Source organism: Parasynechococcus sp. (assembly GCF_042954245.1).
Taxonomy (GTDB): domain Bacteria; phylum Cyanobacteriota; class Cyanobacteriia; order PCC-6307; family Cyanobiaceae; genus Parasynechococcus.
On sequence record NZ_JBGKDP010000218.1, the window covers coordinates 1 to 22,493 of the forward strand.

Annotated in this window: 31 protein-coding genes, 1 tRNA gene and 1 pseudogene; 26 read left to right on the top strand and 7 right to left on the bottom strand. The window is 59.6% G+C overall.

Going from position 1 to position 22,493, the window contains the following annotated elements:
* Positions 1 to 278, bottom strand: a 278-nt coding sequence (locus ACGVJ8_RS09840) for a hypothetical protein (RefSeq protein ID WP_392347717.1), incomplete at its 3' end; no start/stop codon positions are given.
* On the opposite strand from ACGVJ8_RS09840, the gene ACGVJ8_RS09845 reads away from it, so the two are divergent.
* A complete protein-coding gene (locus ACGVJ8_RS09845; RefSeq protein WP_392347715.1) occupies positions 180 to 977 on the top strand; it encodes a universal stress protein in 798 nt (265 codons plus the stop codon). The genes ACGVJ8_RS09840 and ACGVJ8_RS09845 overlap by 99 nt on opposite strands.
* Position 978: 1 nt before the next feature.
* Here the strand turns inward: ACGVJ8_RS09845 and psbM are convergent, their stop codons facing one another.
* Positions 979 to 1,083 (bottom strand): photosystem II reaction center protein PsbM, encoded by a 105-nt coding sequence (psbM, locus tag ACGVJ8_RS09850; RefSeq protein ID WP_115022976.1) that lies wholly within the window; start codon positions 1,081 to 1,083, stop codon positions 979 to 981.
* Positions 1,084 to 1,111: 28 nt separating this feature from the next.
* A complete protein-coding gene (locus tag ACGVJ8_RS09855) occupies positions 1,112 to 1,621 on the bottom strand; it encodes a 2Fe-2S iron-sulfur cluster-binding protein (RefSeq protein ID WP_392347661.1) in 510 nt (169 codons plus the stop codon).
* A gap of 182 nt (positions 1,622 to 1,803) precedes the next feature.
* On the opposite strand from ACGVJ8_RS09855, the gene psbB reads away from it, so the two are divergent.
* The 8 genes from psbB (at position 1,804) to ACGVJ8_RS09895 (ending at position 9,136) form a co-directional block, all read left to right on the top strand.
* Positions 1,804 to 3,363, top strand: a complete 1,560-nt coding sequence (gene psbB / locus ACGVJ8_RS09860; protein ID WP_392347663.1) for a photosystem II chlorophyll-binding protein CP47 — start codon at positions 1,804 to 1,806, stop codon at positions 3,361 to 3,363.
* A 21-nt stretch (positions 3,364 to 3,384) separates the two neighbouring features.
* Positions 3,385 to 3,480 (top strand): photosystem II reaction center protein T, encoded by a 96-nt coding sequence (locus tag ACGVJ8_RS09865; protein WP_011128841.1) that lies wholly within the window; start codon positions 3,385 to 3,387, stop codon positions 3,478 to 3,480.
* 213 nt (positions 3,481 to 3,693) lie between these two features.
* Entirely contained in the window at positions 3,694 to 4,176 is a 483-nt protein-coding gene (nrdR, locus tag ACGVJ8_RS09870; protein WP_392347666.1) for a transcriptional regulator NrdR, read from the top strand.
* Between the two features lie 131 nt (positions 4,177 to 4,307).
* Complete coding sequence (locus ACGVJ8_RS09875; protein WP_392347668.1) at positions 4,308 to 5,399, top strand: 30S ribosomal protein S1; 1,092 nt, start codon at positions 4,308 to 4,310, stop codon at positions 5,397 to 5,399.
* A gap of 5 nt (positions 5,400 to 5,404) precedes the next feature.
* Positions 5,405 to 6,178, top strand: coding sequence for an HAD family hydrolase (locus tag ACGVJ8_RS09880; RefSeq protein ID WP_392347670.1), 774 nt, complete (start codon positions 5,405 to 5,407; stop codon positions 6,176 to 6,178).
* A gap of 23 nt (positions 6,179 to 6,201) precedes the next feature.
* On the top strand, positions 6,202 to 7,437 hold the full coding sequence (gene metK, locus ACGVJ8_RS09885; RefSeq protein ID WP_392347672.1) for a methionine adenosyltransferase: 1,236 nt from the start codon (positions 6,202 to 6,204) through the stop codon (positions 7,435 to 7,437).
* A 4-nt stretch (positions 7,438 to 7,441) separates the two neighbouring features.
* The gene (locus tag ACGVJ8_RS09890) at positions 7,442 to 8,680 is read left to right on the top strand and encodes an FGGY-family carbohydrate kinase (RefSeq protein WP_392347674.1); all 1,239 of its coding nucleotides are present in this window, start codon (positions 7,442 to 7,444) and stop codon (positions 8,678 to 8,680) included.
* Between the two features lie 180 nt (positions 8,681 to 8,860).
* On the top strand, positions 8,861 to 9,136 hold the full coding sequence (locus tag ACGVJ8_RS09895) for a DUF2470 domain-containing protein (RefSeq protein WP_392347676.1): 276 nt from the start codon (positions 8,861 to 8,863) through the stop codon (positions 9,134 to 9,136).
* Between the two features lie 312 nt (positions 9,137 to 9,448).
* Here the strand turns inward: ACGVJ8_RS09895 and ACGVJ8_RS09900 are convergent, their stop codons facing one another.
* Entirely contained in the window at positions 9,449 to 9,691 is a 243-nt protein-coding gene (locus ACGVJ8_RS09900; RefSeq protein ID WP_392347678.1) for a hypothetical protein, read from the bottom strand.
* 87 nt (positions 9,692 to 9,778) lie between these two features.
* Between ACGVJ8_RS09900 and ACGVJ8_RS09905 the strand changes: the two genes are divergently transcribed.
* Positions 9,779 to 9,851: transfer RNA gene (locus ACGVJ8_RS09905), tRNA-Phe, on the top strand.
* A 22-nt stretch (positions 9,852 to 9,873) separates the two neighbouring features.
* On the top strand, positions 9,874 to 10,113 hold the full coding sequence (locus ACGVJ8_RS09910; protein WP_392347680.1) for a hypothetical protein: 240 nt from the start codon (positions 9,874 to 9,876) through the stop codon (positions 10,111 to 10,113).
* Here the strand turns inward: ACGVJ8_RS09910 and ACGVJ8_RS09915 are convergent, their stop codons facing one another.
* Positions 10,114 to 10,389 carry a hypothetical protein gene (locus ACGVJ8_RS09915; RefSeq protein ID WP_392347682.1) on the bottom strand — a complete coding sequence of 92 codons (276 nt, stop codon included), beginning with the start codon at positions 10,387 to 10,389 and terminating at the stop codon, positions 10,114 to 10,116.
* 183 nt (positions 10,390 to 10,572) lie between these two features.
* Between ACGVJ8_RS09915 and ACGVJ8_RS09920 the strand changes: the two genes are divergently transcribed.
* The 12 genes from ACGVJ8_RS09920 (at position 10,573) to ACGVJ8_RS09975 (ending at position 19,287) form a co-directional block, all read left to right on the top strand.
* A complete protein-coding gene (locus tag ACGVJ8_RS09920) occupies positions 10,573 to 11,229 on the top strand; it encodes a TVP38/TMEM64 family protein (protein ID WP_392347684.1) in 657 nt (218 codons plus the stop codon).
* Positions 11,230 to 11,339: 110 nt separating this feature from the next.
* Positions 11,340 to 11,765, top strand: coding sequence for a hypothetical protein (locus ACGVJ8_RS09925; protein ID WP_392347686.1), 426 nt, complete (start codon positions 11,340 to 11,342; stop codon positions 11,763 to 11,765).
* Positions 11,762 to 12,337, top strand: a complete 576-nt coding sequence (locus ACGVJ8_RS09930; RefSeq protein ID WP_392347688.1) for a phycobilisome polypeptide — start codon at positions 11,762 to 11,764, stop codon at positions 12,335 to 12,337. Before ACGVJ8_RS09925 ends, ACGVJ8_RS09930 begins: the two co-directional genes overlap by 4 nt.
* 72 nt (positions 12,338 to 12,409) lie before the next feature.
* Complete coding sequence (locus ACGVJ8_RS09935; protein ID WP_392347690.1) at positions 12,410 to 13,168, top strand: phycobilisome rod-core linker polypeptide; 759 nt, start codon at positions 12,410 to 12,412, stop codon at positions 13,166 to 13,168.
* A 5-nt stretch (positions 13,169 to 13,173) separates the two neighbouring features.
* Complete coding sequence (locus tag ACGVJ8_RS09940; protein WP_392347692.1) at positions 13,174 to 13,869, top strand: pentapeptide repeat-containing protein; 696 nt, start codon at positions 13,174 to 13,176, stop codon at positions 13,867 to 13,869.
* Positions 13,870 to 14,019: 150 nt separating this feature from the next.
* Positions 14,020 to 14,904, top strand: a complete 885-nt coding sequence (locus ACGVJ8_RS09945; RefSeq protein WP_392347694.1) for a phycobilisome linker polypeptide — start codon at positions 14,020 to 14,022, stop codon at positions 14,902 to 14,904.
* Between the two features lie 115 nt (positions 14,905 to 15,019).
* A complete protein-coding gene (locus ACGVJ8_RS09950) occupies positions 15,020 to 16,666 on the top strand; it encodes a phycobilisome rod-core linker polypeptide (RefSeq protein ID WP_392347696.1) in 1,647 nt (548 codons plus the stop codon).
* A gap of 102 nt (positions 16,667 to 16,768) precedes the next feature.
* Complete coding sequence (locus ACGVJ8_RS09955; RefSeq protein WP_392347698.1) at positions 16,769 to 17,500, top strand: phycobilisome rod-core linker polypeptide; 732 nt, start codon at positions 16,769 to 16,771, stop codon at positions 17,498 to 17,500.
* Positions 17,501 to 17,621: 121 nt separating this feature from the next.
* Positions 17,622 to 17,792: a hypothetical protein gene (locus ACGVJ8_RS09960; RefSeq protein WP_392347700.1), complete on the top strand. Its 171-nt coding sequence runs from the start codon at positions 17,622 to 17,624 to the stop codon at positions 17,790 to 17,792.
* A complete protein-coding gene (locus tag ACGVJ8_RS09965; RefSeq protein ID WP_392347702.1) occupies positions 17,789 to 18,325 on the top strand; it encodes a phycobiliprotein lyase in 537 nt (178 codons plus the stop codon). The genes ACGVJ8_RS09960 and ACGVJ8_RS09965 overlap by 4 nt, the downstream gene beginning before the upstream one ends.
* A gap of 10 nt (positions 18,326 to 18,335) precedes the next feature.
* Positions 18,336 to 18,947: a chromophore lyase CpcT/CpeT gene (locus ACGVJ8_RS09970; protein ID WP_392347704.1), complete on the top strand. Its 612-nt coding sequence runs from the start codon at positions 18,336 to 18,338 to the stop codon at positions 18,945 to 18,947.
* Positions 18,948 to 18,978: 31 nt separating this feature from the next.
* Entirely contained in the window at positions 18,979 to 19,287 is a 309-nt protein-coding gene (locus ACGVJ8_RS09975; RefSeq protein WP_392347706.1) for a CpeR family transcriptional regulator, read from the top strand.
* A gap of 5 nt (positions 19,288 to 19,292) precedes the next feature.
* On the opposite strand, the gene ACGVJ8_RS09980 is transcribed toward ACGVJ8_RS09975, so the two are convergent.
* Both ACGVJ8_RS09980 and ACGVJ8_RS09985 read right to left on the bottom strand, forming a co-directional pair.
* A complete protein-coding gene (locus ACGVJ8_RS09980) occupies positions 19,293 to 19,880 on the bottom strand; it encodes a Nif11-like leader peptide family natural product precursor (RefSeq protein ID WP_392347708.1) in 588 nt (195 codons plus the stop codon).
* 2 nt (positions 19,881 to 19,882) lie between these two features.
* Positions 19,883 to 20,188: a hypothetical protein gene (locus tag ACGVJ8_RS09985; protein WP_392347710.1), complete on the bottom strand. Its 306-nt coding sequence runs from the start codon at positions 20,186 to 20,188 to the stop codon at positions 19,883 to 19,885.
* Positions 20,189 to 20,314: 126 nt separating this feature from the next.
* On the opposite strand from ACGVJ8_RS09985, the gene ACGVJ8_RS09990 reads away from it, so the two are divergent.
* From ACGVJ8_RS09990 to mpeA, 3 genes and pseudogenes are all read left to right on the top strand, one after another.
* Entirely contained in the window at positions 20,315 to 21,457 is a 1,143-nt protein-coding gene (locus ACGVJ8_RS09990) for a HEAT repeat domain-containing protein (RefSeq protein WP_392347712.1), read from the top strand.
* Between the two features lie 152 nt (positions 21,458 to 21,609).
* Positions 21,610 to 22,155, top strand: coding sequence for a bleomycin hydrolase (locus ACGVJ8_RS09995; protein ID WP_392347714.1), 546 nt, complete (start codon positions 21,610 to 21,612; stop codon positions 22,153 to 22,155).
* A gap of 39 nt (positions 22,156 to 22,194) precedes the next feature.
* Positions 22,195 to 22,493, top strand: a pseudogene (gene mpeA / locus ACGVJ8_RS10000) (class 2 C-phycoerythrin subunit alpha); the annotation flags it as partial.

Consider the following 22,493-nt stretch of genomic DNA (forward strand, 5'->3'; position numbering starts at 1 on the left):
CGTAATCGGTGTGCTGCGGGAGCACACGCTTGGTCAAGGTGTACATGATCCGCGTAACGCTGTGACATCAGCTTCTCTCCACGGAGGAAACCACCCATAGGCTTGCGCAAAGGCTGCTTCATCTCCCTGTGTTCAGGAACCTTCTGATTGCCGACTCGGGCAAGGGTCACGTCGAAGAAATGATCCGGATGCTCCAGGACATTCCCAGCCTGAAGGCCGCAAAAATCAATTTGCTGCATGTGGTCTCGGAACAGAGCAAGTCGCAATCCGACGGCCATCGCGACGAAGCAGAAAACCTCTTGAATAGCGCAATCACGCGCATGGGACTCAGCCCATCAAGCGTGAGCACCATGATTCGCGAGGGCGACACCAAGCAGACCGTTCTCAAGGTTGCCGATGAGGTTCAGGCCGACCTGATCGTGATGGGATCCCGCGGGCTGGGCCGCCTTCAATCGATTCTGGCCAACAGCACCAGCCAATACGTCTTTCAACTATCCACGCGGCCGATGCTTCTGGTGAGGGACGACCTCTACGTCAAACATGTCAACCGCGTGATGGTGACGATCGACGGAACAGGTGTGGGGGACGACGCCCTGCGCACGGCCTGCGAACTGGTGCGTGAAACCCCTGGCGGAACCCTCACCGGTGTTCATGTCGTTCGCCAGGAATCTGCACCCTCCCGGGGGGGTCGGACGAAAGCGGACGAGGTTCTCGACGCCGCTGTTCATCGGGCCAGGGGGTTCGGCGTTGAGATGAAAGCCATTCACACCGAAGGGAAAGACATCGGTCGCAGCGTTTGCCTGGCTGCATCGGAGTGCAACGCCGACCTGGTGGTCATCGCCTCTCAGGACCGACGGCCTCTTGTTGCCAGAGGACTGGTGGATTTGGACAAGCTGCTGGGTGGATCAGTCAGCGACTACATCCGAGTGCACGCACCAGCCCCTGTGCTTCTGGTGCGTGAGCCTGAACAAGGCTGAATCAAGCCTCTTTATTCTGCGTGCCGATGTAGAGCACGATCAGGAAGATCGCCGGAACCAGGATGAATAGGAGGCTGGCGACGAATCCGAGATCGTTGGTTTCCATGGCCGTTAGAGGGTTCCAGGCGAAGGTATCACCGACAAGAGGTCTGGGGAGCGTCTCCCCAGACCTCGTCACCGGCAGTAGCAGCCTTGGCATCCGGGGGGCTGTCGCCATCGGCCCCATCCTGATCCTCCTCATCAAGCTCACTCACCAGGGGCACAGGCCATGCCGTGGGCCCCGCCGGCAGAGGCGCCTGCCTGGCAGCAGCCAATCTCGAATCAGCATTGGGGAGCTTCACTTGAGGCCGGGTAAGCACCATGACGGACTTCTCCACCAGGGCCTGGCATGCTAGACGCCACTCCTGGGGTCGACGGCGCAGCTTGCTGTCTTCGACGGCGGTGCGTGCCGTCAGCGCATCGGCGTTGTCTTCATCGACCACGGCAACGAAGCAAGTGATGCATTGGCCACAGCCACCGCAGTTGCCAAGCTGCCCCTTCAAGCCGTAGAGCTCGATGCCCTCGCGCCGGGCCACCTCACGCAGATTTTCGCCGGGGTAACACTCCACATCACGCCCTTCGCGAACAAAACGGATAACGGGCATGAGCTCACAGGCAACCAATCCCCATCATGGGCCGAAGCGTTGCGTTTTGTGAACAACAGGGCCCTGACTTTCATGTCACTGACCATTGCGGGCAGGTCACTTTTCCCCCGCCCCATGAACTGAAGCCCTTACGATCGCCCATGTCTGGCTGCATAAGCAGTCTTGTCCCCCGAACCTGACCCATGGGATTGCCCTGGTATCGGGTGCACACCGTTGTCATTAATGACCCGGGCCGCCTTCTGGCTGTGCACCTCATGCATACAGCCCTCGTAGCCGGCTGGGCCGGCTCCATGGCTCTCTACGAGCTGGCCATTTTCGATCCGTCCGACCCTGTCCTGAACCCGATGTGGCGTCAGGGCATGTTTGTGATGCCCTTCATGTCCCGCCTTGGCGTGACCGGTAGCTGGGGTGGATGGAGCATCACCGGCGAAACGGGTGTTGACCCCGGTTTCTGGAGTTTCGAGGGCGTCGCTGCCGCTCACATCGTTTTCTCCGGCCTGATGATGCTGGCCGCCATCTGGCACTGGACCTATTGGGATCTCGAGATCTGGCAGGACCCCCGCACAGGCGAACCCGCCCTCGACCTGCCGAAGATTTTCGGCATTCACCTGCTACTTGCTGGCCTCGGCTGCTTCGGCTTCGGTGCTTTCCACCTGACTGGCGTCTTTGGGCCCGGCATGTGGATCTCTGATCCTTATGCGCTAACCGGCCATCTCGAGGCCGTTCAACCGTCGTGGGGACCTGAAGGCTTCAACCCCTTCAACCCTGGTGGCATCGTTGCCCACCACATCGCTGCTGGCATCGTCGGCATCATTGCAGGCATTTTCCACATCACCACGCGTCCGCCCGAGCGCCTCTATAAAGCGCTTCGGATGGGCAACATTGAGACCGTCCTGGCCAGCGCCATCGCAGCCGTGTTCTTCGCCGCCTTTATCGTGGCCGGAACCATGTGGTACGGGTCTGCTGCAACCCCCGTCGAGCTGTTTGGACCCACTCGTTACCAGTGGGATCAGAGCTACTTCAAAACTGAAATCAACCGTCGTGTGCAAACCGCGATGGACGATGGAGCTACCCAGCAAGAGGCCTTCGAGGCCATCCCTGAGAAGCTCGCCTTCTACGACTACGTCGGCAACAGCCCTGCCAAAGGGGGTTTGTTCCGCGTGGGTCCAATGGTTAATGGTGATGGCTTGGCAACCGCTTGGGTTGGCCACATCGCATTTAGCGATAAAGAAGGTCGCAACCTTGGAGTTCGTCGCCTGCCGAACTTCTTCGAGAACTTCCCCGTCGTTCTGGAAGATGAGCAGGGCATTGTCCGTGCCGACATTCCCTACCGTCGTGCGGAAGCTAAGTTCTCCTTCGAGCAGCAGGGCGTGACCGCCAAGGTATTTGGCGGTGCTCTGGATGGCCAGACCTTCACCGACCCTGCCGACGTGAAGCGTCTTGCCCGTAAAGCTCAACTGGGCGAAGCCTTCGACTTCGACCGTGAGACCTACAACTCCGACGGTACGTTCCGCAGCTCGCCGCGCGGCTGGTTCACCTTTGGCCATGCCACCTTCGCGCTGCTGTTCTTCTTCGGCCACATCTGGCACGGTGCCCGCACCCTGTACCGCGATGTGTTCGCTGGTATTGATCCCGACCTCGGAGATCAGGTGGAGTTCGGCCTCTTCGCCAAGCTCGGTGACAAAACCACCCGTCGCCTGCCCGAGGGCTACGTTCCCCCCGCTGGAACTCCCCTCAACTGATCGCCCTTCAGGAACAACACGATGGAAAGCTTCGCTTACGTCCTCATCCTTACCCTCGCGATTGCCACCCTCTTCTTCGCAATCGCCTTCCGCGATCCGCCGAAAATCGGTAAGTGATTTGATCCCTCGAAACCCCGCCGAGGCGGGGTTTTTTTGTGCTTTCCATCACCCACTGTCGCAAGCCGGTCTCGCCGACACGAGCGGATCACAGCAGTCTCAAGTCAGCAACAGCCGTCGGCGGAATCCTCAAATGAGACTGATGTCCACAAGATCCTTCTCAAGTCTCAAATCACTGTCTACAGTTGGTGCAGCTTATTAATGCCCTCGGGGATGCAGTGCCCCTCCTGCCAAAACACAGATAGTCGCGTTCTCGAATCCAGGGCAGCCGACGGTGGACGCAGCGTGAGACGACGGCGTGAATGCCTCAACTGTGAGTTTCGCTTCACCACCTATGAGCGAGTGGAAACCGTTCCGATCACGGTGATCAAACGCAACGGCAACCGGGAAATCTTCAGTCGCAGCAAGTTACTGCATGGCTTGAATCGAGCTTGCGAGAAAACTGGCCTGGACACCTCTCGGCTCGAATCCCTCGTTGAGGAACTCGAACTGAAACTCCAGCAACGCACCGGCAAGGAAGTCAGCAGTACTGAGATCGGTGAATTCATGCTGAGGGATCTCAAGCAAATCAGCGAAGTGGCTTACATCCGCTTCGCATCCGTCTATCGCCAGTTCCGTGGCATTGACGACTTCATGTCGACCCTAGAAACACTGAACGCCGATCAGGAACAGAACCATCTGGCCACCGTTCGTTGAACCAGTGCGTTGAATCGCTGCGCTCAAGCCGTCGGTCAAGTCTGTAAAGTCAGTGTTTCTCCGTGAAACGTCGGCGGGCGTTCCATGCGACTTTTTCGAACTACCCACCTGAGGTAGACCGCCAGCCCCCCATGTCTGCGACTCCGACAGAAGAACAGATCCAGGATCAAGTTCAGGACGCGAACGCCACAGAAGCCTCTGCAGAAACCGCCGCCGCCGAACCGGCGTTTGAGGGTGAGGACCTGAGCATCCCTGAAGACGTCCCCACCGCGGATGATCCAAGCAGCCGCGCCGCCAGTCGCAGCCTGGACTCCGCCGGGTTCACCCTGGATGAGTTCGCGGCTCTCCTCAGCAAGTACGACTACAACTTCAAGCCTGGCGACATCGTCAACGGCACGGTCTTCGCCCTGGAATCGAAGGGCGCCATGATCGACATCGGCGCCAAGACGGCAGCCTTCATGCCTCTGCAAGAGGTGTCGATCAATCGGGTCGAGGGTCTGAGCGACGTTCTTGCCCCAGGCGAGATTCGTGAGTTCTTCATCATGAGTGAGGAGAACGAGGATGGTCAGCTGGCGCTGTCGATCCGTCGGATCGAGTACCCGCGCGCATGGGAGCGGGTTCGCCAGCTCCAAAAGGAAGACGCCACCATCTACTCCGAGGTGTTTGCCACCAACCGTGGTGGTGCCCTGGTGCGTGTTGAAGGCCTGCGGGGCTTCATCCCCGGCTCCCACATCAGCACCCGCAAGCCGAAGGAGGAACTGGTCGCCGACTTCCTGCCTCTGAAATTCCTCGAGGTGGACGAAGAGCGCAACCGCCTGGTGCTCAGCCACCGCCGCGCCTTGGTGGAGCGGAAGATGAATCGCCTGGAGGTTGGCGAAGTTGTGGTGGGTACCGTCCGCGGCATCAAGCCTTACGGCGCCTTCATCGACATCGGTGGTGTCAGCGGTCTGCTACACATTTCCGAAATCAGCCACGAGCACATCGAGACCCCCCACTCGGTGCTGAATGTGAATGATCAGATGAAAGTGATGATTATTGATCTGGATGCCGAGCGCGGCCGGATCTCCCTGTCAACCAAGGCCCTTGAACCCGAACCGGGTGACATGCTCACCGACCCCCAGAAGGTGTTCGAAAAGGCCGAGGAAATGGCTGCTCGCTACAAGCAGATGCTGATGGAGCAGGCCGAAGAGGGCGAGGATCCGATCAGCTCCATGATGATCTGAGCCTGATGGGCCAACTCCTGCTGAAGGGAGATCCCATCGGCAATTTCCAAGGAGTGCTGTTCGATAAGGACGGCACCCTTTCCCATAGCGAGCCGCATCTGCTGGCATTGGCGGACGCACGCATCAACACAGCCATCGAGATTGCTCAAGATCTGGCCCCTGCGCTGAAATCCTCTGAGCTGAGCCACACCCTGCGCAGAGCGTTCGGTGTTGATAGCGGCTTGCTCGATCCTGGCGGAACCCTGGCGGTTGCCTCCAGGCAAGACAACATCGCCTCGACCGCAACGGTGTTCTGTCTGCTGGGCTGCTCATGGCCCCAGGCGCTCGCCATGGCCCACACCTGCTTCGACGCGGTTGAGCAGAGCAGCTTGATCGACACAACCCCAAGCCCGTTGATTAACGGTGCAGGACAACTGCTGGGGGATCTGCACCAGCAAGGCGTGACCGCTGCTGTGATCAGCAACGACACCCGATCCGGCATTGAGGACTTCCTGATCCACCATCAGCTCAGTGCAGGCGTTGCCGGCATCTGGAGTGCGGACGACCATCCGCGCAAACCCGATCCACAAGCCGTCCTGGAGCTGTGCGACAGGCTTGGCCTGCCACCCCAACGATGTGCCTTGGTTGGCGATGCGGAGACCGACCTGCAGATGGCCCTTGAGGCCGGCATCGGCGGCGTGATCGGATTCATCGGTGGCTGGAGTCGTCCTCCGGAGCTGCCATCAGCACGGCATCTGCTCCAGCACTGGAACGACCTCGCCCTCAGCAGAGCCGCGTAAAGTCGCGCGATCTGGAGCGCTGAATGAGCCGTTACGTCTTTACGTCCGAGTCCGTCACGGAAGGGCATCCCGACAAGATCTGCGACCAGGTGAGTGACGCCGTTCTGGATGCTCTGCTGGCCCAGGATCCCGCCAGCCGCGTGGCTTGCGAGACCGTGGTGAACACTGGCCTCTGCATGATCACCGGTGAGGTGACCTCCAAGGCGCAGGTGGATTTTATCCACCTGGTGCGCAATGTGATCAAGGAGATCGGTTACAGCGGCGCCCGGGCCGGTGGTTTCGATGCCAACAGCTGTGCGGTGCTGGTGGCTCTCGATCAACAGTCCCCCGACATCGCCCAGGGCGTTAACGAGGCCGACGACCACGCCGGTGATCCCCTGGATCTGGTGGGTGCCGGCGACCAGGGAATCATGTTCGGCTACGCCTGCAACGAGACACCCGAGCTGATGCCGTTACCAATCAGCCTGGCCCACCGTCTGTCGCGCCGCCTGGCCGAAGTACGCCACAACGGAACCCTGGGTTACCTGCTTCCCGATGGCAAAACCCAGGTGAGCGTCGTCTACGAAAACGACAAGCCCGTCTCGATCGACACAATCCTGATCTCCACTCAGCACACCGCTGAAGTTGATGGGATCAGTGATGAGCAGGGCATCCGCGAGCGCATCACCGAAGACCTATGGACCCATGTGGTGGAGCCGGCAACCGCCGATCTGGCCCTCAAGCCCTCCCGCGAGGCCACCAAGTATCTGGTGAACCCAACCGGCAAGTTCGTGGTGGGCGGCCCTCAGGGCGATGCTGGCCTCACCGGCCGCAAGATCATCGTGGACACCTATGGCGGCTATGCTCGCCACGGCGGTGGTGCTTTCTCTGGCAAGGACCCCACCAAAGTGGACCGTTCGGCCGCCTACGCCGCGCGCTATCTGGCCAAGTGCCTTGTGGCCGCAGGGCTCGCCGAACGGGCCGAAGTACAGCTGAGCTACGCCATCGGCGTGGCCAAGCCCGTGTCGATCCTGGTGGAATCCTTCGGCACCAGCGCACTGGCCAACGATGCCCTCACCGCCTTGGTGCAGGAGCACTTCGATCTGCGCCCCGGCGCCATCATCGAGACCTTCGGTCTGCGCAACCTTCCCCAGCAACGGGGCGGTCGTTTCTATCAGGACACTGCTGCTTACGGCCATTTCGGACGCAACGACCTCGACGCTCCCTGGGAAGACGTGACAGCGAAAAGCCAGGAGCTGAAGCAGGTCGCCGCGGCCTGAAGCCATGACGGATTCGCCGCTGGTGCTCGGAATCGACCTGGGCACGAGCGGAATCCGCACAGCCGTTATGGCCGGTAACGGCACGCTTCTCGACAGCAGATCCCAGGCCTACGGCGGAGACTTCTCCAACCCCCACAGCTGGCGCGAAGGCTGTGGCAGTCTGATCAGGGCGATCCCTGCCCAGCTACGATCTCAGCTGAAAGCGCTCACCGTAGATGGCACCTCCGGCACGCTGCTGGCCTGTGATCGTAATGGTTCCCCACTGGGGAAAGCACTGGCCTATTCCCAGAGCTGCCCTGAGCTGCAGTCAGCCCTGAAGCCTTTGGTGGATCCCAGTAGTCCGGCCGCCAGCTGCAGCGGCAGCCTGGCCCGGGCCTTGCGGCTCCTTAACCGCCATGGCGAGGCGATCCTGCTGCGGCATCAGGCCGACTGGATCAGCGGATGGCTGCTGAACGATTGGCGCTGGGGGGAAGAAGGCAACAACCTGCGTCTGGGTTGGGATCTGATCACCAACAGCTGGCCAGCCCGTTTTGCCGAACAGCCCTGGCAGCAGGCACTCCCCGAGATCCGTCGCAGCGGCAGCATTCTCGGGGCGATCGCACCGGAACAGGCCAAGGCCTTGGGCCTGGCGGACGATCTGATCATCGTTGCCGGAACAACGGATTCCAATGCCGCCGTGCTCGCCGCAGATCCCGGTCCCGAAGATGGGATCACCGTGCTGGGGACCACGCTGGTGATGAAGTGCTTCACCGAGACGCCCCTGCACGCCCCGGGGATGACCAGCCATCGCGTGGGTGGACGCTGGCTCTGTGGAGGCGCCTCCAATGCAGGGGCCGGTGTGCTGCGGCGTTTCTACAGCGACGACCAACTCAGCGAACTGAGCCGCCAGATCAACCCGGACACCGATAGCGGACTCCGCCTGCGGCCGCTTCCCGCCCCGGGGGAACGGTTTCCTGTGGATGATCCAGAGCGGCTGCCGGTGCTTGAGCCACGGCCAGTGAGTGATGCCCTCTACCTGCATGGACTGCTCGAAGGTCTTGCCGAGATCGAAGCGCAGGGTTGGCACCGCCTGAACGAGCTGGGTGCTGCCGCACCCAGACGGATCATCAGCATCGGCGGTGGAGCGCGCAATCCCCAATGGCGACGGCTGCGGGAACGCCGCCTCGGGTGCGCGGTAACGAGTTGCCACACCCCCCCCGCTGCAGGGGTGGCGCGACTGGCCCAACAGGCACTGGTCGGGTGAGAATTCCGACATCACGCCCAAGCCCCATGCCCACCAATCTCCGCGATGTTCTGGCCATCGGCCTTTTCGTCGTGCTGGCCGGGTATGTGGGCTTCAGTGGCATTCGCCTCGGCCTTTTGTTGATCGAGCGCTTCGCTTGAGCCGATCACTGCAAAGATTGCACTCACCTGTTTGATCCCAATGCCTGCAGCCCCCCTTACTGATGCCGTCAGCACACGGATCTGCAAACACATGAATGACGACCATACCGAAGCGGTGCTCGCCTACGCCAAGCACTACGGCGGCGTCAGCAATGCCGCTGCAGCACGCATGGTGTCTGTAAAAGCAGAAACCATGGAACTGGAGGTGGATGGCGCAAGCGTCAGCATTGCCTTCGATCACACCCTCACCGACAGCGAAGACGCCCACCGCACCTTGGTGGCCATGCTGCGGGCGATGCCCAAAGAAGGCACCTGAATCTCGGACCGATTCGGCCCAGCGGTGAAACCCTCGTTGCAACGACCGACCTGCTGTGCATCGCGCGCTCCCAGCCTTTGCCCAAACCCTGCTGATGGAGCCCCGTTGCCCGATCTGTGATGGACCCTGGGACAGCCCACTGCCACCGACGGCTCCCTGCACCACGTGCCTCAACGCACTAGATCTCCCGTTGCAAGGGCTCAAGGGCTTCCTGCCATTTCCTTGGTTCAGTTGCCGTCGAACAGCTTGAGCCTGCCTGCAACAGCAGTGCTGGTGCATATTCCAAGCTGGAAGCGGCAACGATCCAACCCCCTACCGCAGCGCATCGCCATGGGATTGGACCGACTGACGGCAGAGCTGCTGCACCGCACCCGTGCCGGGGTAAGCCAACACCACCTGAACAAACACCAACGCCAAACCAACCTGAGGGACGCGTTCCAGGCCTGCCCCCTCTCCCATCCTCTGGCGCTCAGCTCGGTCTGGCTCGTGGACGACATCCTCACGACCGGGTCCACCGCGTTGGCAGCCCGTCAGACCCTTGAAGGAACTGGTCATCGCGTGGCTGGATTGATCTGCCTGGGTCGAACCCCCGCAAGAGAGCGCAGGCGGTGATTTAAGATTCTGTTGTCGCTTCGGCGACGCGCCGGGATAGCTCAGTTGGTAGAGCAGGCGACTGAAAATCGCCGTGTCCCCAGTTCAAATCTGGGTCCTGGCATCACATCGATGCCAAAACTGCCGTGTCATTCATCTCCCTGGATGCAGGCACAGATCGCGTTTTCGATAACGCAGACAGTTTCGCCATGGTGTTTGACCGCACCTGGAAGCAACTGCGAGGCAGCAGCAAGGCTGAGCTCAGCCAGGAGGAGCATCTCGAAGCCGTGCTCGAGGCGATGGCCGATCACCCCTTTTTGATCAGTTCCCCGGACATGGCACGCCAGGTGGCCGCCTTCCGGATCAGGCTGCTGGAGCTGGCCTGATCAGGCGGAGAGCAGATCGATCTGAGGATCATTCACATATTCCGTGTCATCGCTGAGGGTCTCGTCACTGAAGGCCTCGTCCTCGACTCGGTCGTCGTCCATCTCCATCTCAGGGGTTTCTGAGATCTCGTGATCGTGCGCTGCTGAAGCATCCTCGACGTGGGAATCAGCATGAAGCTCCATGACCTCGCCTGGGGTCAGACGATCCCGAAGCATCCGCACCTTCTCTTCGCTGGCCAGGAGCAGAACGATCCGCCAGCGTTTCCACCACTTCACTGAGACTGAGCAGGTGGGTGCACAGCTGTTGCTCGAACGCGGTGCGCGGGGAGGTGGTGGTCACCGGGCTGGCCTCGTGTTGAGAAATTTCGCTGATGGTATCGATGCTGAGCTTCGTGTCCACGGCCCTGGGGAAATCCACGACTGGCCTACATTCCCCAGGGCTTTCGAGCGGTTGAAGGGATGTCCAGGCTGAAGACAGGGCTGAAGGTCAGCGCCTGGGTCGCCGTCTTCATTATTGCCGTCGTTTATCTGCAGCGATACGGCATCGCACCGCTACAGAGCGCCATGAATGATATGGGCATTTGGGCCCCACTCGGCCTATTCCTGCTGCGGGGAGTCAGCATCATCCTGCCGGCGCTGCCGAGTTCGGTGTATTCCCTACTGGCCGGCTCGCTGCTGGGCTTCAAAGCGGGCTACCTCACGATCATCCTGTCGGACCTGGTGTTCTGCAGCGCGGCCTTCTTCATCGCCCGCTGCTGGGGACGCAGACCAGTCAGCCGTCTTGTGGGGGCCAGCGCGATGAAACGCATCGATGACTTCAGCAAGAACCAGCTAGAAGGCAACTTCTTTTTGATGACAGGCCTGCTGATGACCGGGCTGTTTGATTTCCTCAGCTATGCCATCGGGATCAGCCACACCCACTGGCGTCTCTTTGCTCCAGCTCTGCTGATCAGCGTGCTGATCAGCGATTCGATCCTCGTGGCCGTCGGAGCAGGAGCCGCTCAGGGCGCCAGCCTTACCCTGGGCTTGGCTCTGCTTGCCATGTTTGCTCTTGCCACCATCACCGGTGTACTGAAAAAGAAATCCTCAGAGGTGCCCTCCGACAACCACTCCTGACAGGAGCCTTCGGGGGATGACAGCCGATCCATGTCGATTCCCACGAACCTCTAACTGGACGGAGGAAATTCCTGGACACTGGTTACATTCGAATTGAACAGCGTTTCTTGATGAGCGCACTGGCAGATCCGAGAATTGTCGGCCTGCAGAATCAGGCCGGCAGCAGCGGTGAACTGAATCTACCGGTGGGAGATGGCTGTTTTCGGATCAACCTCCGTGATGAAAACATCGCGCTCTGGCAGGAGACATTTGATCAACACACCACGGCGGGCAACCTTCTGCTGGCTTGCGAAGAAAGCAATGGGGATCTCAAGGACACCCGCCTAACCTGGGTGGTGGGATCTGCCATCCGTACAGCAACGGCCTCAAGTCCAGACGCCGTCGGCTGGCTGTTGTCGCAGTTGGGGGTACCAACAGAACTCACGGAAGCAGCCATCACCCGTTGCCCTGGGTTGGGGGACGACCTGGTGTGGGCTTTTTACCTGGAACGCCACGGCTGGCTGATTGCCACACCGGTGGCGAGCGTCAACCCTTGAACCTTCAAAACACCGACTTCAAGACCCTGGTGCAGACCGCACAGGTTCAAGGATTGAGCATCAACCAAGATTTGCCGCAGGCCACGCGCAGCATTCTTGAGCGTGCTGATCAAGCCCAACGCCAGCTCACGACCGAGGAGCTCGCAACGATCTGCCAGGTCTCCAACATTGATGGATCGCTCCCCGACAGCCTGATCCAACGATCGGATCAACTGGTGAACCAAGCACGGGGACATCTGCTGGAAACCCAGCCGCATCTGGTGCAACCAGGCGGGGCTCTTCACCCGCAGGACAGGGCAGAGACCTGCTGGCGCGACTGCTGGAACTTTCTACGCGTGATCATCTACGCGGTGGCCTGCAACCAGAGCTGCTTTACAAACCCGAGCGGCATGGCCGCCCTGAGGGAGCTGTACAGACGAATGAACGTGCCCATCAAGGGGATGAATATCGCCCTAAGTCAGCTCAAAGAGCATGCCCTGGAAGGGGTCTCGCGATCGAACGACCAACAGTTGATCAGCGACTGCTTCCAACACCTGAGAGATCAGCTCAACAAAACTGCAGTTAAGAGCTGATAAGAAGCTTGCCTGAAAACGGTTTGTTCAAGGGAAGATTTCCGGAAAGTATTTCTACTCACGGCGCACGCCATGGCCATCCCGCTCCTTGGGTACCCGCTCAGCACGCAGAACGGTCGGGTGAGCAATCTCGCCGGAGACAACAGCACGGTTCAGAGCCAGCTCTATCCCTCCTCTGCTGCAGGTGACGACACCAGCCGCAGCGGCATGGATGCCGTGATCGAACAAGCCTACCGCCAGGTCTTCTTCCATGCGATGCAAAGTGATCGCGAACCATTCCTGGAATCACAACTCCGCAGCGGCAACATCACGGTGCGGGATTTCATCCGAGGCCTGCTGCTGTCGGAACGCTTCCAGCAGGGCTACTACCAATGCAGCTCCAACTACCGGATGGTGGATCAGGTGGTGGGACGCGTGCTCGGCCGCCCGACCCATGGCGGCGCCGAACGCCGTGCCTGGTCGATCGTGATCGGCGAAAAGGGCTTCACAGCCTTTGTCGATGCGGTGCTCGACAGCCCTGAATACATGGAGAGCTTCGGCTACGACCTGGTTCCTCAGCAACGCTCGCGGGTGTTGCCGGGTCGATCCCTTGGTGAGACCCCGATCTACCAGCAATTCCCGCGCTACGGGGCCGACTGGCGGGATGCATTACAGGATCGAGCTCCCAGCGACCAGGCCGCTCAGATGCAGCAGCTTGAGATGTCTTCGACCTGGGTGAATGGCCAACCTCCTGCCTTCGCCCTCAAGCTCTGGCTGGGCCTGGCGGTTGTCGGCGGATTCGAGCTGGGTCGTGTGGTCCTTACCATCGCCTTCTCAATGCTTCGCAGCTAACTTCCTTGACGGCGCTTTCCAACCCCCTGAATCTGGACACCTGGCAGCCGCCGGAACAGACCCTGGCCTCAGGGTCCCTGGATGGCGCGGTTGATGCCCGGGGCGCCGATTGGAGGGGAGTGACCGTTGAGAACAGCGACCTGCGGGGCGCTAACCTCTGTCGCGCTGATCTCAGAGAAGCCGACCTCACCAGCTGTCGGCTGGAGGGGGCCGACCTGCGCCTGGCGCGCTACGACGCAAGCACCCGCGTGCCGGATGGCTTTGATCTGTTCAACAGCGGTGCCGTTGGCCCCAAAGCCAAGCTGAGTGGCGTCTTCTTGAACAGCACCGACCTGCGCGGTATGGATCTGCGTGGCGCCGTGCTGATGGGGGCCTATCTCAGCGGAGCTGACCTGAGTGGTGTCCTGATGGACAGCGTTCGACTGGTGGGATCGGATCTTCGCCACGCGATCTTGCGGGGTGCCATGTGCCGTGGGACTCGCTTCGGCACATGCCAGCTGGACTTCGCCGACTTTCGCGGTGCCGACCTCTCCGAAGCAGGACTGGACAGCGCGGAATCGATCAAAGGAGCCGATTTCTCGTTCAGCATAGGACTCAATGAGCAGCGTGATGCGCTCTTGGCCCGCCCCTTCGAAGAACTCGACTGCTGGAACCCTCTGACGCGGAGCACAACCCGCGACAGCCTCGAATCCTTGTCGTGACGCGGATTACCCCGATCCACCACCCGAAAACAGGGGGCCGAATCGTTATGTCACGCAACATTCGGACACATTTGATTGAGCTTTATAAAGAACCCGCTCCAGGCCACCACTTCTGGATAACCATGGCGTGACGCACACGTCAGGTTGTCCATGCCCTTCGGTCCTGCCTCTCTTCTCGGGGTCGAGCATTTCTCGCAAGAGAGCGAAGCTCCTCTTGAACTCATCCCTGGTGATGACGATGCCAAGAAGGAACAAATCATTCGCGTCGTCTACAAACAGGTGCTGGGCAATGCCTACGTGATGGAGAGCGAGCGCCAGCTCGTCGCTGAGTCCCAGTTCAAGCTGGGCGAAATCAGCGTGAGAGAACTGGTCCGACGCATCGCTAAGAGCGAGCTGTACCGCGATCGCTTCTTCGACGCCTGCTCCCGCTACCGCTACATCGAGCTGGCTTTCCGCCACCTGTTGGGACGCGCCCCCGTAGACTTCAATGAGATGCGTGCTCACGCCGAGCGGCTCGACAGCCACGGCTACGAAGCCGACATCGACAGCTTCATCGACAGCGCCGACTACCAGGACACCTACGGCGAGTGGACCGTTCCCTTCCAGCGGGGCTGGAAGACCGAATCCTGCACCACCCTGCAGGAGTTCACCTGGAGCTTCCAGTTGCTGCGTGGCAACAGCAGCAGCAGCCTGAAAGGCGATCTTTCCGGGATCAGCAGCAAGCTCGGCGGCAACGCTTACCAGAACCGCCCGATGGCGGTGGTGCCCCCCTCCTCCACCAAAGCCACCGGCTGGAGCTTCCGTCCCTCCAGGAACCTGCAGGACGCCCCCACCCGCCATGGCGTGGGTGCCGGCGAACAAGGCAAGACATACCGGGTGGAAGTCACCGGTTACAGCGCTAACAACGTGCGCCGGATCTCCCGCTACACCCGCTCCAACCGGGTGTACTTCGTGCCCTTCGACAAGCTCTCTGAGCAATTCAAGCGCATCCATGCCGAAGGCGGCAAGATCGCCAGCATCACTCCTGTGAACTGAGTTCGCTGATCAATCAGAAAGGCGGCTGCCCGGGCGTTTGCGCATGACCCCGCATCGCCGCCTCTGATTCGAACTCACTCCGCAACACCCTTCCTCCCCTCACCCGCCTCCCACCATGTCTGCCTCACAGGGCTTCGGCGCCGCTTCCCTCAACGATGGTCCCGTCTCCTTCAGCCGGACCCGCAACGCAGCCGCCAAAGCGGCCCTGAGCAACGGCGAATTTCTACGCCAATCCTGCGCTTCGATGAAGATCGCCATCGGGCCCCGCAATCATGAGGATTGCCCCCATGGCGTCACCGCGCAGCGCTACGCACCGGACGACTCCGCTGCTCTAGCCGCAGCCATCAGTACTGCCTACCGCCAGGTGTATGGTAATGCCCATGTGATGGACAAGGAGCGTTCCGCTGAGCTGGAAGCCCGTTACGGTAATGGCGAGCTCACCACCCGCGATTTCGTTCGCGGCCTGGCCAAAACCTCCTTCTACAAAGCCCGCTTTTTCGAGGGTGTTGCGCCTCAGCGCGGCATCGAACTGAACCTCAAGCACCTGCTGGGCCGACCGCCAGTGGATCAGGCCGAGATGTCGACGTACATTTCACTGCTAGCGAGCGGCGGCTACGAGGCCGTGATCGATTTCATCGTCGATGGAGCTGAATACGCCGAAGTGTTTGGTGACGACGTGGTGCCTTACACCCGCTCCTTCACTTCCGCTGCTGGAATCCCCAACAACAGCTTCGCCCGCATGGCGACGCTTGAACGCGGCTTTGCCATCAGCGACAGCGCCATCGGCAGCAGCAGCCAGCTTGCCAATGGCTTGGCACGCAACACCACTGCTTACATCCAGCTGCCTTCCGGAGCCAGCTTCATCGGCGGCGCTCAGACCAGCGGCCTGGGCACCACAGCGCAATTCGCTGCCAAGAAGCGCACCAGCAGCGATGGTGGAGATTCCACCCCGATCCGCAACGACGCCTACGTCGGTTTCGGCCTGGGACAACGGGAACAGGAAGTGTTCCAACGCTGCCCTGGTGACTCCGCTGATCAGATCAATGGTCTGATTCGTGCCACCTACCGCCAGGTGATGGGCAACCCCCATCTGATGGAGTCGGAGCGCGCGATGTCGGCTGAAAGCCGTTTCGCCGAGGGCTATCTGAGCACCAGAGAGCTAGTGCGGGCGATCGCGCTCTCCCCCGAGTACAGCCGCCGTTTCTTTGAAACGAACGCCCCCTATCGCTTCGTTGAACTCAACTTCAAGCACTTCCTGGGCCGGGCACCCAAGTCTCAGGCCGAACTGAGTGAGCACATCCAGATCCTGGCCAACGACGGCTATGAAGCTGAAATCAACAGCTACCTCAACAGCGCTGAGTACCAGAACAGCTTCGGTGAAGACACGGTGCCCTACATGCGCATCCTTACCGAAGAAGGTCGGGCACAGGTGGCTTTCAACCGTCACCTCTCGCTGGCTGAAGGTTTTGCAGCCAGCGATGCCGTGCTCAATAGCGCATCTCTGGTGACCTCAATGGCCACCAACTCCGTCCCCAGTGGCTGGAGAACCACCACGAGCCGTACCAACCGGAACGGTGCTGTGGCCGGATCCCCTGCTGCAACCACGAAGCGCTTCCGCATCGTGGTTCAGGCTCAGCCGCGCGGCGGACGCCAGCGCACGCCGAATGCGAGTTACCTCGTCTCCGGCAAGGACATGAGCAGCCAGATGAAGTACATCCACGCCCGCGGCGGACGGATCGTCTCCATCACCGAAGTGATGTGATCGAGCGGGTCATCGCGACCCGCTTCATACCACCCCTTCCCTTAAGGGGCCCATCACCCTCACTCCGATGCCGGCCCTTTTCGACGCACCTCCCCTCAACCCATGACTACTACCACCCTGGCCACACCCGCCAACCAAGATCGCAGCCACGCTGAAGACATCATTCGTGCCGTATACCGGCAGGTCTTCGGAAACCGGCACCTGATGGAGCTGGACGTTCAGCCCTCCATCGAAGCTCTCTTCATCAACGGCGACCTGACTGTTCAGGGTCTGGTCACAGCACTGGCTCAGTCGGAGAGCTACCGGCGGCTGTTCCTCGAGACGAACAACCCCTACCGCTTCGTTGAACTGAACTTCAAGCACCTGCTGGGTCGTCCTCCCCGGGATCAGGCTGAAATCAGTGAGCACGTGCGTCGCCTGGCCGACGAAGGTTTCGAAGCCGAAATCGCCAGCTACACCTACAGCGACGAGTATCTGAACAACTTCGGGATCGATAGCGTTCCCTACGCCCGTACCCAAACGAGCGTCGGCGGCGAAAGCACCGTGGCCTACCAGCGCAACCAGGCCATGGATCCTGGCTTCGCTGGCTTCGATGCCGATCAAGGCTCTGTGCTGCAGGTAAGCCTGGCCTCCAATTCGAATCCCACAGCAGCTGGCACCAGAAAAGTAGTTGGTGGCGGCAACCGCTTCACAATCCTCTGGACATCCCGCGTTCAATTGGGTGCCGTGCGTCGCTCTGCCCAGCGCTCGGTCGTGAGCTACTCCTCCCTGTCCCGCACCATTCAGAGCATCCAGGCTCAGGGCGGAAACATTCTTTCTATTGCGAACGCTTAATCCTTGTGCTGATCCGGTCCTTGCGGCCGGGTCAGTCCGTCATGATTAGTGCCTGAAACGTCTGGACCCAATCGGTGAATCCAGGAAAATTTCGTCTCCTGAAACCGCCAGCCTTTGAATCATGCCCATCCTTCGTCAACCCACCAACAGCCAGCCGGGATCGAATCAGGGCTTTCAGTCTTCTGTGTCCTCTGTTCCTGTTGCCATGTCGATGATGATCGACTCCATGGTGAACATGGTGCAGAACAGCCGTCCTGATCTGAAGGCTGAGACCGACTCCAGCATCAAATGAACATCGAGCAATTTGTTGCTCAAAGCGAGGGAGCGTGGCGATCGATGCGATCAGGCCACTCCCTCGCTTTTCAGCAATTTGAAGAAGTCCTCAGTGAAGTTCAAATATCACGTATTGACGCTTCCGATAAAGATATCAACGACTTGATTCAATCGTCGAGCTTGAGTGAAGGATCAGGGGTTTCGGCACCTTTTCGAATGACCTGGGCCGCCGAAAGCGATTGGGAACCTGATGATCCCAATGAGGTGTCATCCGGTTCATGCCTGATTGTGCCCATCCCAAGCGATGACACCAAAGGAGTTTTGCTTCGAAGTGTTGGCTATGCAGAAGCAGCGCCAGCGGAATCCAGCTACAGCTTTCTCAACGACGGAACATTTCTGCTCACCACGCAATACGAGCAATCCATCGCCGAAGAACGCATCTGGTTTGTCTCGGAACATGTTCGCTGCCGCTCCTCCGTGCTCCGCACATCGGCTGGATCAGGTGTGTTGCAAACGTCCTTTGCTTCTGAAGTGCGGCGCCTGAGCAGCTGATCCCACGCCAATGTCAGACAACAACGAGGCTCTGCTCCTCTTCGCCAAGACTCTCGCAGGGCACTACAGCAATCTCCAACAGTCTCAGGAAAATCCCAAGGATTTCGCTCACATCAATATCTTTTTTCGCCCTCTTCCCTGGGATGTTCTGAAAGCACCTGGATTTTATTCAGAGCAAAGTTATGACCATGATCCTTGGCGGCCCTACCGCCAAGGCATTCATCGTTTGTTCCCCGGTGAAAGTGAGATTTTTATCGTTGAGAACTACGGATTCGCTGATCCCATCCGGCTGGCGGGTGCAGGCCAACGCCCTGAACTCCTCAACAGCCTTAAGCCTGAGTCCCTGAAACCACGTTGTGGCTGTGGGATGCACTTTCGCGAGGTTGAATCCGGTCGATACTTGGGTGCAGTGGAACCCGGTAAGAATTGCATGGTTCCCCGGGATGGACGGCTGACGTATTTGGTCAGCGAAGTGGATGTCAACGCCACAGACTGGATCAGTCGCGATCGAGGCTTTGACCCCGACACGGATGAGCAGCGCTGGGGCTCCGAACATGGACCGCTGCGGTTCAAACGTGTGGCTCACCTTGGGAACGAGCTGGACCAGAACTGGCTCCAGTGATAAGCGACCTCCTCGTCTGAGCGGCTAGACGATGTCTGCAATTGAAGCCGAAAAACAACTGAAAACCTGGATCCGGTCGCAGCATCTGATTTGCGAAGGAACCGATTTCATGTTTGAAACAGTGGATCAAACCCACCTCGAAAAATTCGAGCGTTGCATTGAAGCCATCGGTGGACGCGTGCGAAAAATTGCAGCGGCGGGCAACTGGCCAATGGGCCCAAGGCGCACTTTCAAAATCCTGCGTGCCACAGCAGCAGTTCCCCGACCGGGTGGCGAGTCACTGGTGACCTATTGGGCCAAACGCGGGACCACACGCACCCGCTATGCGGAGATCAGCTGAAACGATCAACCATCAAACCAGCCAAACCAGGTGGGTTTGCTGAAGTCAGAAACCTGACTCCAACTCCGCAACAACGTGAGCGAGTCAATGGCAAAACCTTGAGCTTGGGCCAAGCCAATCACCTCATCTTGGTTCCGTGCTGATTTCACTTGATCCTTCAGATCAGGCCGTGTTTTCACGAGCTGGATGAACGACGCCAAAGCCGCATCTTTATCTGCATCCATCAGGGTGAGTGCAGGAGCACTGGCCGACTGGGCAACGGACTCATTCCGGGTCACGGCAAAATCTGCGGGGCCAAGCATTCCCTCCAATTCAGCACCATCCATCAACAGCGCACGCCAGCGGGACAATTGACGGAACGCCCAACTCCAATGGGCTGGATCGGTCCGGTGAACAGAGACCAGATCGGCATCGGAAGTCTGCAACCAATCCATGGCCAGATATCTTCCCCATTCCACCAATGTGATCGAGTAACCGCGGATGTTGGCGTAGGCAACAATATCGTAATGGGAGTCAAGCGTTTTGATTCCCGTGGCTAGCCCATGATCATCCGCAATCGCCTGTACGAAACGCTCAAGTTCTGAGTTGGCCATCATCAACACTCCTGAATCCAAAGGGCGAAATTCACTTTTTCACAGATCATCTGCAGCACCAAAGGACCACCCGGGCACTGAAGAATTCGCCAGGGGACCTTTGATTCTGTCAACCCCGAGTCCACCAGAACCTTGGGGGGACGCGTCGCCTGCTCAAGCGGGATAAGTGAGGCAGCCAAAGGGCTTCCAGCCTGCTTCAACAACGCATTGAGATCATCAAGCATGGCAATTTGATTCAATGCCGATCCGGATTGATGCAATTCAACAAATCGACGGATTTCTTGAGCTGCGCTTTCGGCGACGGCCATTCGGCTTAAGCTTTAGCTGGGCGGATCATAGACCAAATGAACCATCCTCAGATTTCTTCAAATTCTTGATAGGCAATGAGCGAACGCTTCGATACTCTTTTCGCTGGAATAAGTGAAGAGACGGCAATGGAAACGTTGCTCAAGCCGCCCGCCGAGCTCAAGAATCCTGGCCTTAAATATCTCGCCGCGACCCGTCTTGGGGCCTGCCAATCCCCTGAGTCCCTCCAGATACTCCTGGCAGCCGGAGCCAACGACTCCGACAATCTCTACGAACGCATCACCCGGCGCAAGGCCCTCGAAGCCCTGGGCCGACGCAAAAACCGCTCGGCTCTTCCTGTTCTTCTTGCCGCCTTGCAGGCCGATGACGAACCCACCGTCGTCAATGCGGCTGATGCCATCGCCCGGCTGGACACACCTCTAAATCAGGAGGAGCAAACGGCACTGCTGCAAGCGCTTCAGGGCCCTGACAACCAACGCCGGGCGGTGCTTCAGGCCTTCTGCCGGCTGGGCATGAAAAATGCCAGCAGCCAAATCGATCGTTGCCGCAACGACATCAATCCCCTGGTGGCGGGAGCGGCCCATGCCTATGCCGTTCGGGTGCTGGGCGACCAGCAAGGCCTTCAACCCCTTGTTGAGCAGCTCCGGGATGACAACCCCGGACGACGACGGGCCGCCGTGATCGATCTGGGAGATGCGGGCCGGATCGAAGCCCTGGCGGCGTTGATCCGTTGCCCGGTCTCAATGCCCCTGCGCGCCAAGAGTGCGTTTCAGATGGCCACCAGCCAAGCGGGCGTCATTGATCCTGATGCGTCAGATCTGTTGAAGGAGCTGCTTCAGGACGATCCAAGACAGTTGAACTTGGACGGCATTCCCGAAACCGCTGCTGAACCCGAATCAATTAAGGAGGGATTGCAGCATCGGGACGAAGCCCGCCAGTACGCCGCCGCCAAAGCCTTGGTGGCTTTGCCCAGATCAGCGCAACTGGAACAGATCGATGCGTTGCGCTCCAACCTCGGCAGCGACTACGGCGTCCACTACCTGCTGGCGAGCTGCACCGGATTGCTAGAGCTTCATGAACGCAGCGACCTGGTGCGTGAGGCACTGGCGGAAACAGCACCTCAATATGCGAAGTCCCGAATCGCCGGCGCCTGGAGCTGCCTGCGGCTGGGGCTGCGGGATCAAACAACACTGTTAGAGGAGGTCGGCCACAGCCATCCCTGGCAGCCGCTGCAGTGGAGCTGTCGTGAAGTGGCACTTCTTCTCTCCTAAATCAAAGCCACTTCGCATTTTTGTTTTTCTTTCTTTTTGGCAGTGCAAATTTGTATTGAGAAGCCTGAAGCAATTGCCCCCATGGCTTTGTGAGCGGCGTACGGTCCCGGGGTGATGCATCGCATCTACCTCCCTCTCCTAAGCATTTGATTATGCTCGACGCATTCTCTAGGCAGGCTGTTTCCGCTGATTCCAGCGGCAGCTTCATCGGTGGCGCTCAGCTGAACGACCTGAAGGCATTTATCGCCGCAGGCAACAAGCGTCTGGACGCCGTGAACGCCATCACCGCCAACGCTTCCTGCGTGGTGTCCGACTCCGTTGCAGGCATCTGCTGCGAGAACACCGGCCTGACCGCCCCCAACGGTGGTGTGTACACCAACCGCAAGATGGCTGCTTGCCTGCGTGATGCTGAGATCATCATGCGCTACGTCTCCTACGCCCTGCTGGCTGGTGACGCTTCCGTGCTGCAGGACCGCTGCCTGAACGGTCTGCGAGAGACCTATGCCGCTCTGGGCGTTCCTTCCGGTTCCGCTTCCCGCGCTGTGGCCATCATGAAGGCCTCCGCCTGTGCGCACATCACCAACACCAACAACACCACTGGTGAGAAGCGCAAGATGCCTGTGACCGAGGGCGACTGCAACGCACTCTCCGCTGAGGCTGCTTCCTACTTCGACATGGTGATCAACGCCATCAGCTGAACCGCCTGAGATTTTCAAGCACAACCTTCTTTTAAATCAATGAAGTCCGTTCTCACCACCGTCATCGGCGCCGCAGACAGCGGCTCCCGTTTCCCCACCAGCTCCGACCTGGAGTCTGTGCAGGGTTCCCTGCAGCGTGCAGCCGCCCGTCTCGAGGCTGCTGAGAAAATCGCTCAGAACTACGACGCCATCGCTCAGCGCGCTGTCGACGCCGTCTACACCCAGTACCCCAACGGTGCCACCGGCCGTCAGCCCCGCCAGTGCGCCACCGAAGGCAAGGAGAAGTGCAAGCGCGACTTCGTCCACTACCTGCGTCTGATCAACTACTCCCTGGTTGT

Bases quoted from the DNA above. Each gene is read 5' to 3' on its own strand.
- ACGVJ8_RS09845 (WP_392347715.1), top strand. From the start codon at position 180: ATGATCCGGATGCTCCAGGACATTCCCAGCCTGAAGGCCGCAAAAATC.
- psbM (WP_115022976.1), bottom strand. From the start codon at position 1,083: ATGGAAACCAACGATCTCGGATTCGTCGCCAGCCTCCTATTCATCCTG.
- ACGVJ8_RS09855 (WP_392347661.1), bottom strand. From the start codon at position 1,621: ATGCCCGTTATCCGTTTTGTTCGCGAAGGGCGTGATGTGGAGTGTTAC.
- psbB (WP_392347663.1), top strand. From the start codon at position 1,804: ATGGGATTGCCCTGGTATCGGGTGCACACCGTTGTCATTAATGACCCG.
- ACGVJ8_RS09865 (WP_011128841.1), top strand. From the start codon at position 3,385: ATGGAAAGCTTCGCTTACGTCCTCATCCTTACCCTCGCGATTGCCACC.
- nrdR (WP_392347666.1), top strand. From the start codon at position 3,694: ATGCAGTGCCCCTCCTGCCAAAACACAGATAGTCGCGTTCTCGAATCC.
- ACGVJ8_RS09875 (WP_392347668.1), top strand. From the start codon at position 4,308: ATGTCTGCGACTCCGACAGAAGAACAGATCCAGGATCAAGTTCAGGAC.
- ACGVJ8_RS09880 (WP_392347670.1), top strand. From the start codon at position 5,405: ATGGGCCAACTCCTGCTGAAGGGAGATCCCATCGGCAATTTCCAAGGA.
- metK (WP_392347672.1), top strand. From the start codon at position 6,202: ATGAGCCGTTACGTCTTTACGTCCGAGTCCGTCACGGAAGGGCATCCC.
- ACGVJ8_RS09890 (WP_392347674.1), top strand. From the start codon at position 7,442: ATGACGGATTCGCCGCTGGTGCTCGGAATCGACCTGGGCACGAGCGGA.
- ACGVJ8_RS09895 (WP_392347676.1), top strand. From the start codon at position 8,861: ATGCCTGCAGCCCCCCTTACTGATGCCGTCAGCACACGGATCTGCAAA.
- ACGVJ8_RS09900 (WP_392347678.1), bottom strand. From the start codon at position 9,691: ATGACCAGTTCCTTCAAGGGTCTGACGGGCTGCCAACGCGGTGGACCC.
- ACGVJ8_RS09920 (WP_392347684.1), top strand. From the start codon at position 10,573: ATGTCCAGGCTGAAGACAGGGCTGAAGGTCAGCGCCTGGGTCGCCGTC.
- ACGVJ8_RS09925 (WP_392347686.1), top strand. From the start codon at position 11,340: ATGAGCGCACTGGCAGATCCGAGAATTGTCGGCCTGCAGAATCAGGCC.
- ACGVJ8_RS09935 (WP_392347690.1), top strand. From the start codon at position 12,410: ATGGCCATCCCGCTCCTTGGGTACCCGCTCAGCACGCAGAACGGTCGG.
- ACGVJ8_RS09945 (WP_392347694.1), top strand. From the start codon at position 14,020: ATGCCCTTCGGTCCTGCCTCTCTTCTCGGGGTCGAGCATTTCTCGCAA.
- ACGVJ8_RS09950 (WP_392347696.1), top strand. From the start codon at position 15,020: ATGTCTGCCTCACAGGGCTTCGGCGCCGCTTCCCTCAACGATGGTCCC.
- ACGVJ8_RS09955 (WP_392347698.1), top strand. From the start codon at position 16,769: ATGACTACTACCACCCTGGCCACACCCGCCAACCAAGATCGCAGCCAC.
- ACGVJ8_RS09960 (WP_392347700.1), top strand. From the start codon at position 17,622: ATGCCCATCCTTCGTCAACCCACCAACAGCCAGCCGGGATCGAATCAG.
- ACGVJ8_RS09965 (WP_392347702.1), top strand. From the start codon at position 17,789: ATGAACATCGAGCAATTTGTTGCTCAAAGCGAGGGAGCGTGGCGATCG.
- ACGVJ8_RS09970 (WP_392347704.1), top strand. From the start codon at position 18,336: ATGTCAGACAACAACGAGGCTCTGCTCCTCTTCGCCAAGACTCTCGCA.
- ACGVJ8_RS09975 (WP_392347706.1), top strand. From the start codon at position 18,979: ATGTCTGCAATTGAAGCCGAAAAACAACTGAAAACCTGGATCCGGTCG.
- ACGVJ8_RS09980 (WP_392347708.1), bottom strand. From the start codon at position 19,880: ATGGCCAACTCAGAACTTGAGCGTTTCGTACAGGCGATTGCGGATGAT.
- ACGVJ8_RS09985 (WP_392347710.1), bottom strand. From the start codon at position 20,188: ATGGCCGTCGCCGAAAGCGCAGCTCAAGAAATCCGTCGATTTGTTGAA.
- ACGVJ8_RS09990 (WP_392347712.1), top strand. From the start codon at position 20,315: ATGGAAACGTTGCTCAAGCCGCCCGCCGAGCTCAAGAATCCTGGCCTT.
- ACGVJ8_RS09995 (WP_392347714.1), top strand. From the start codon at position 21,610: ATGCTCGACGCATTCTCTAGGCAGGCTGTTTCCGCTGATTCCAGCGGC.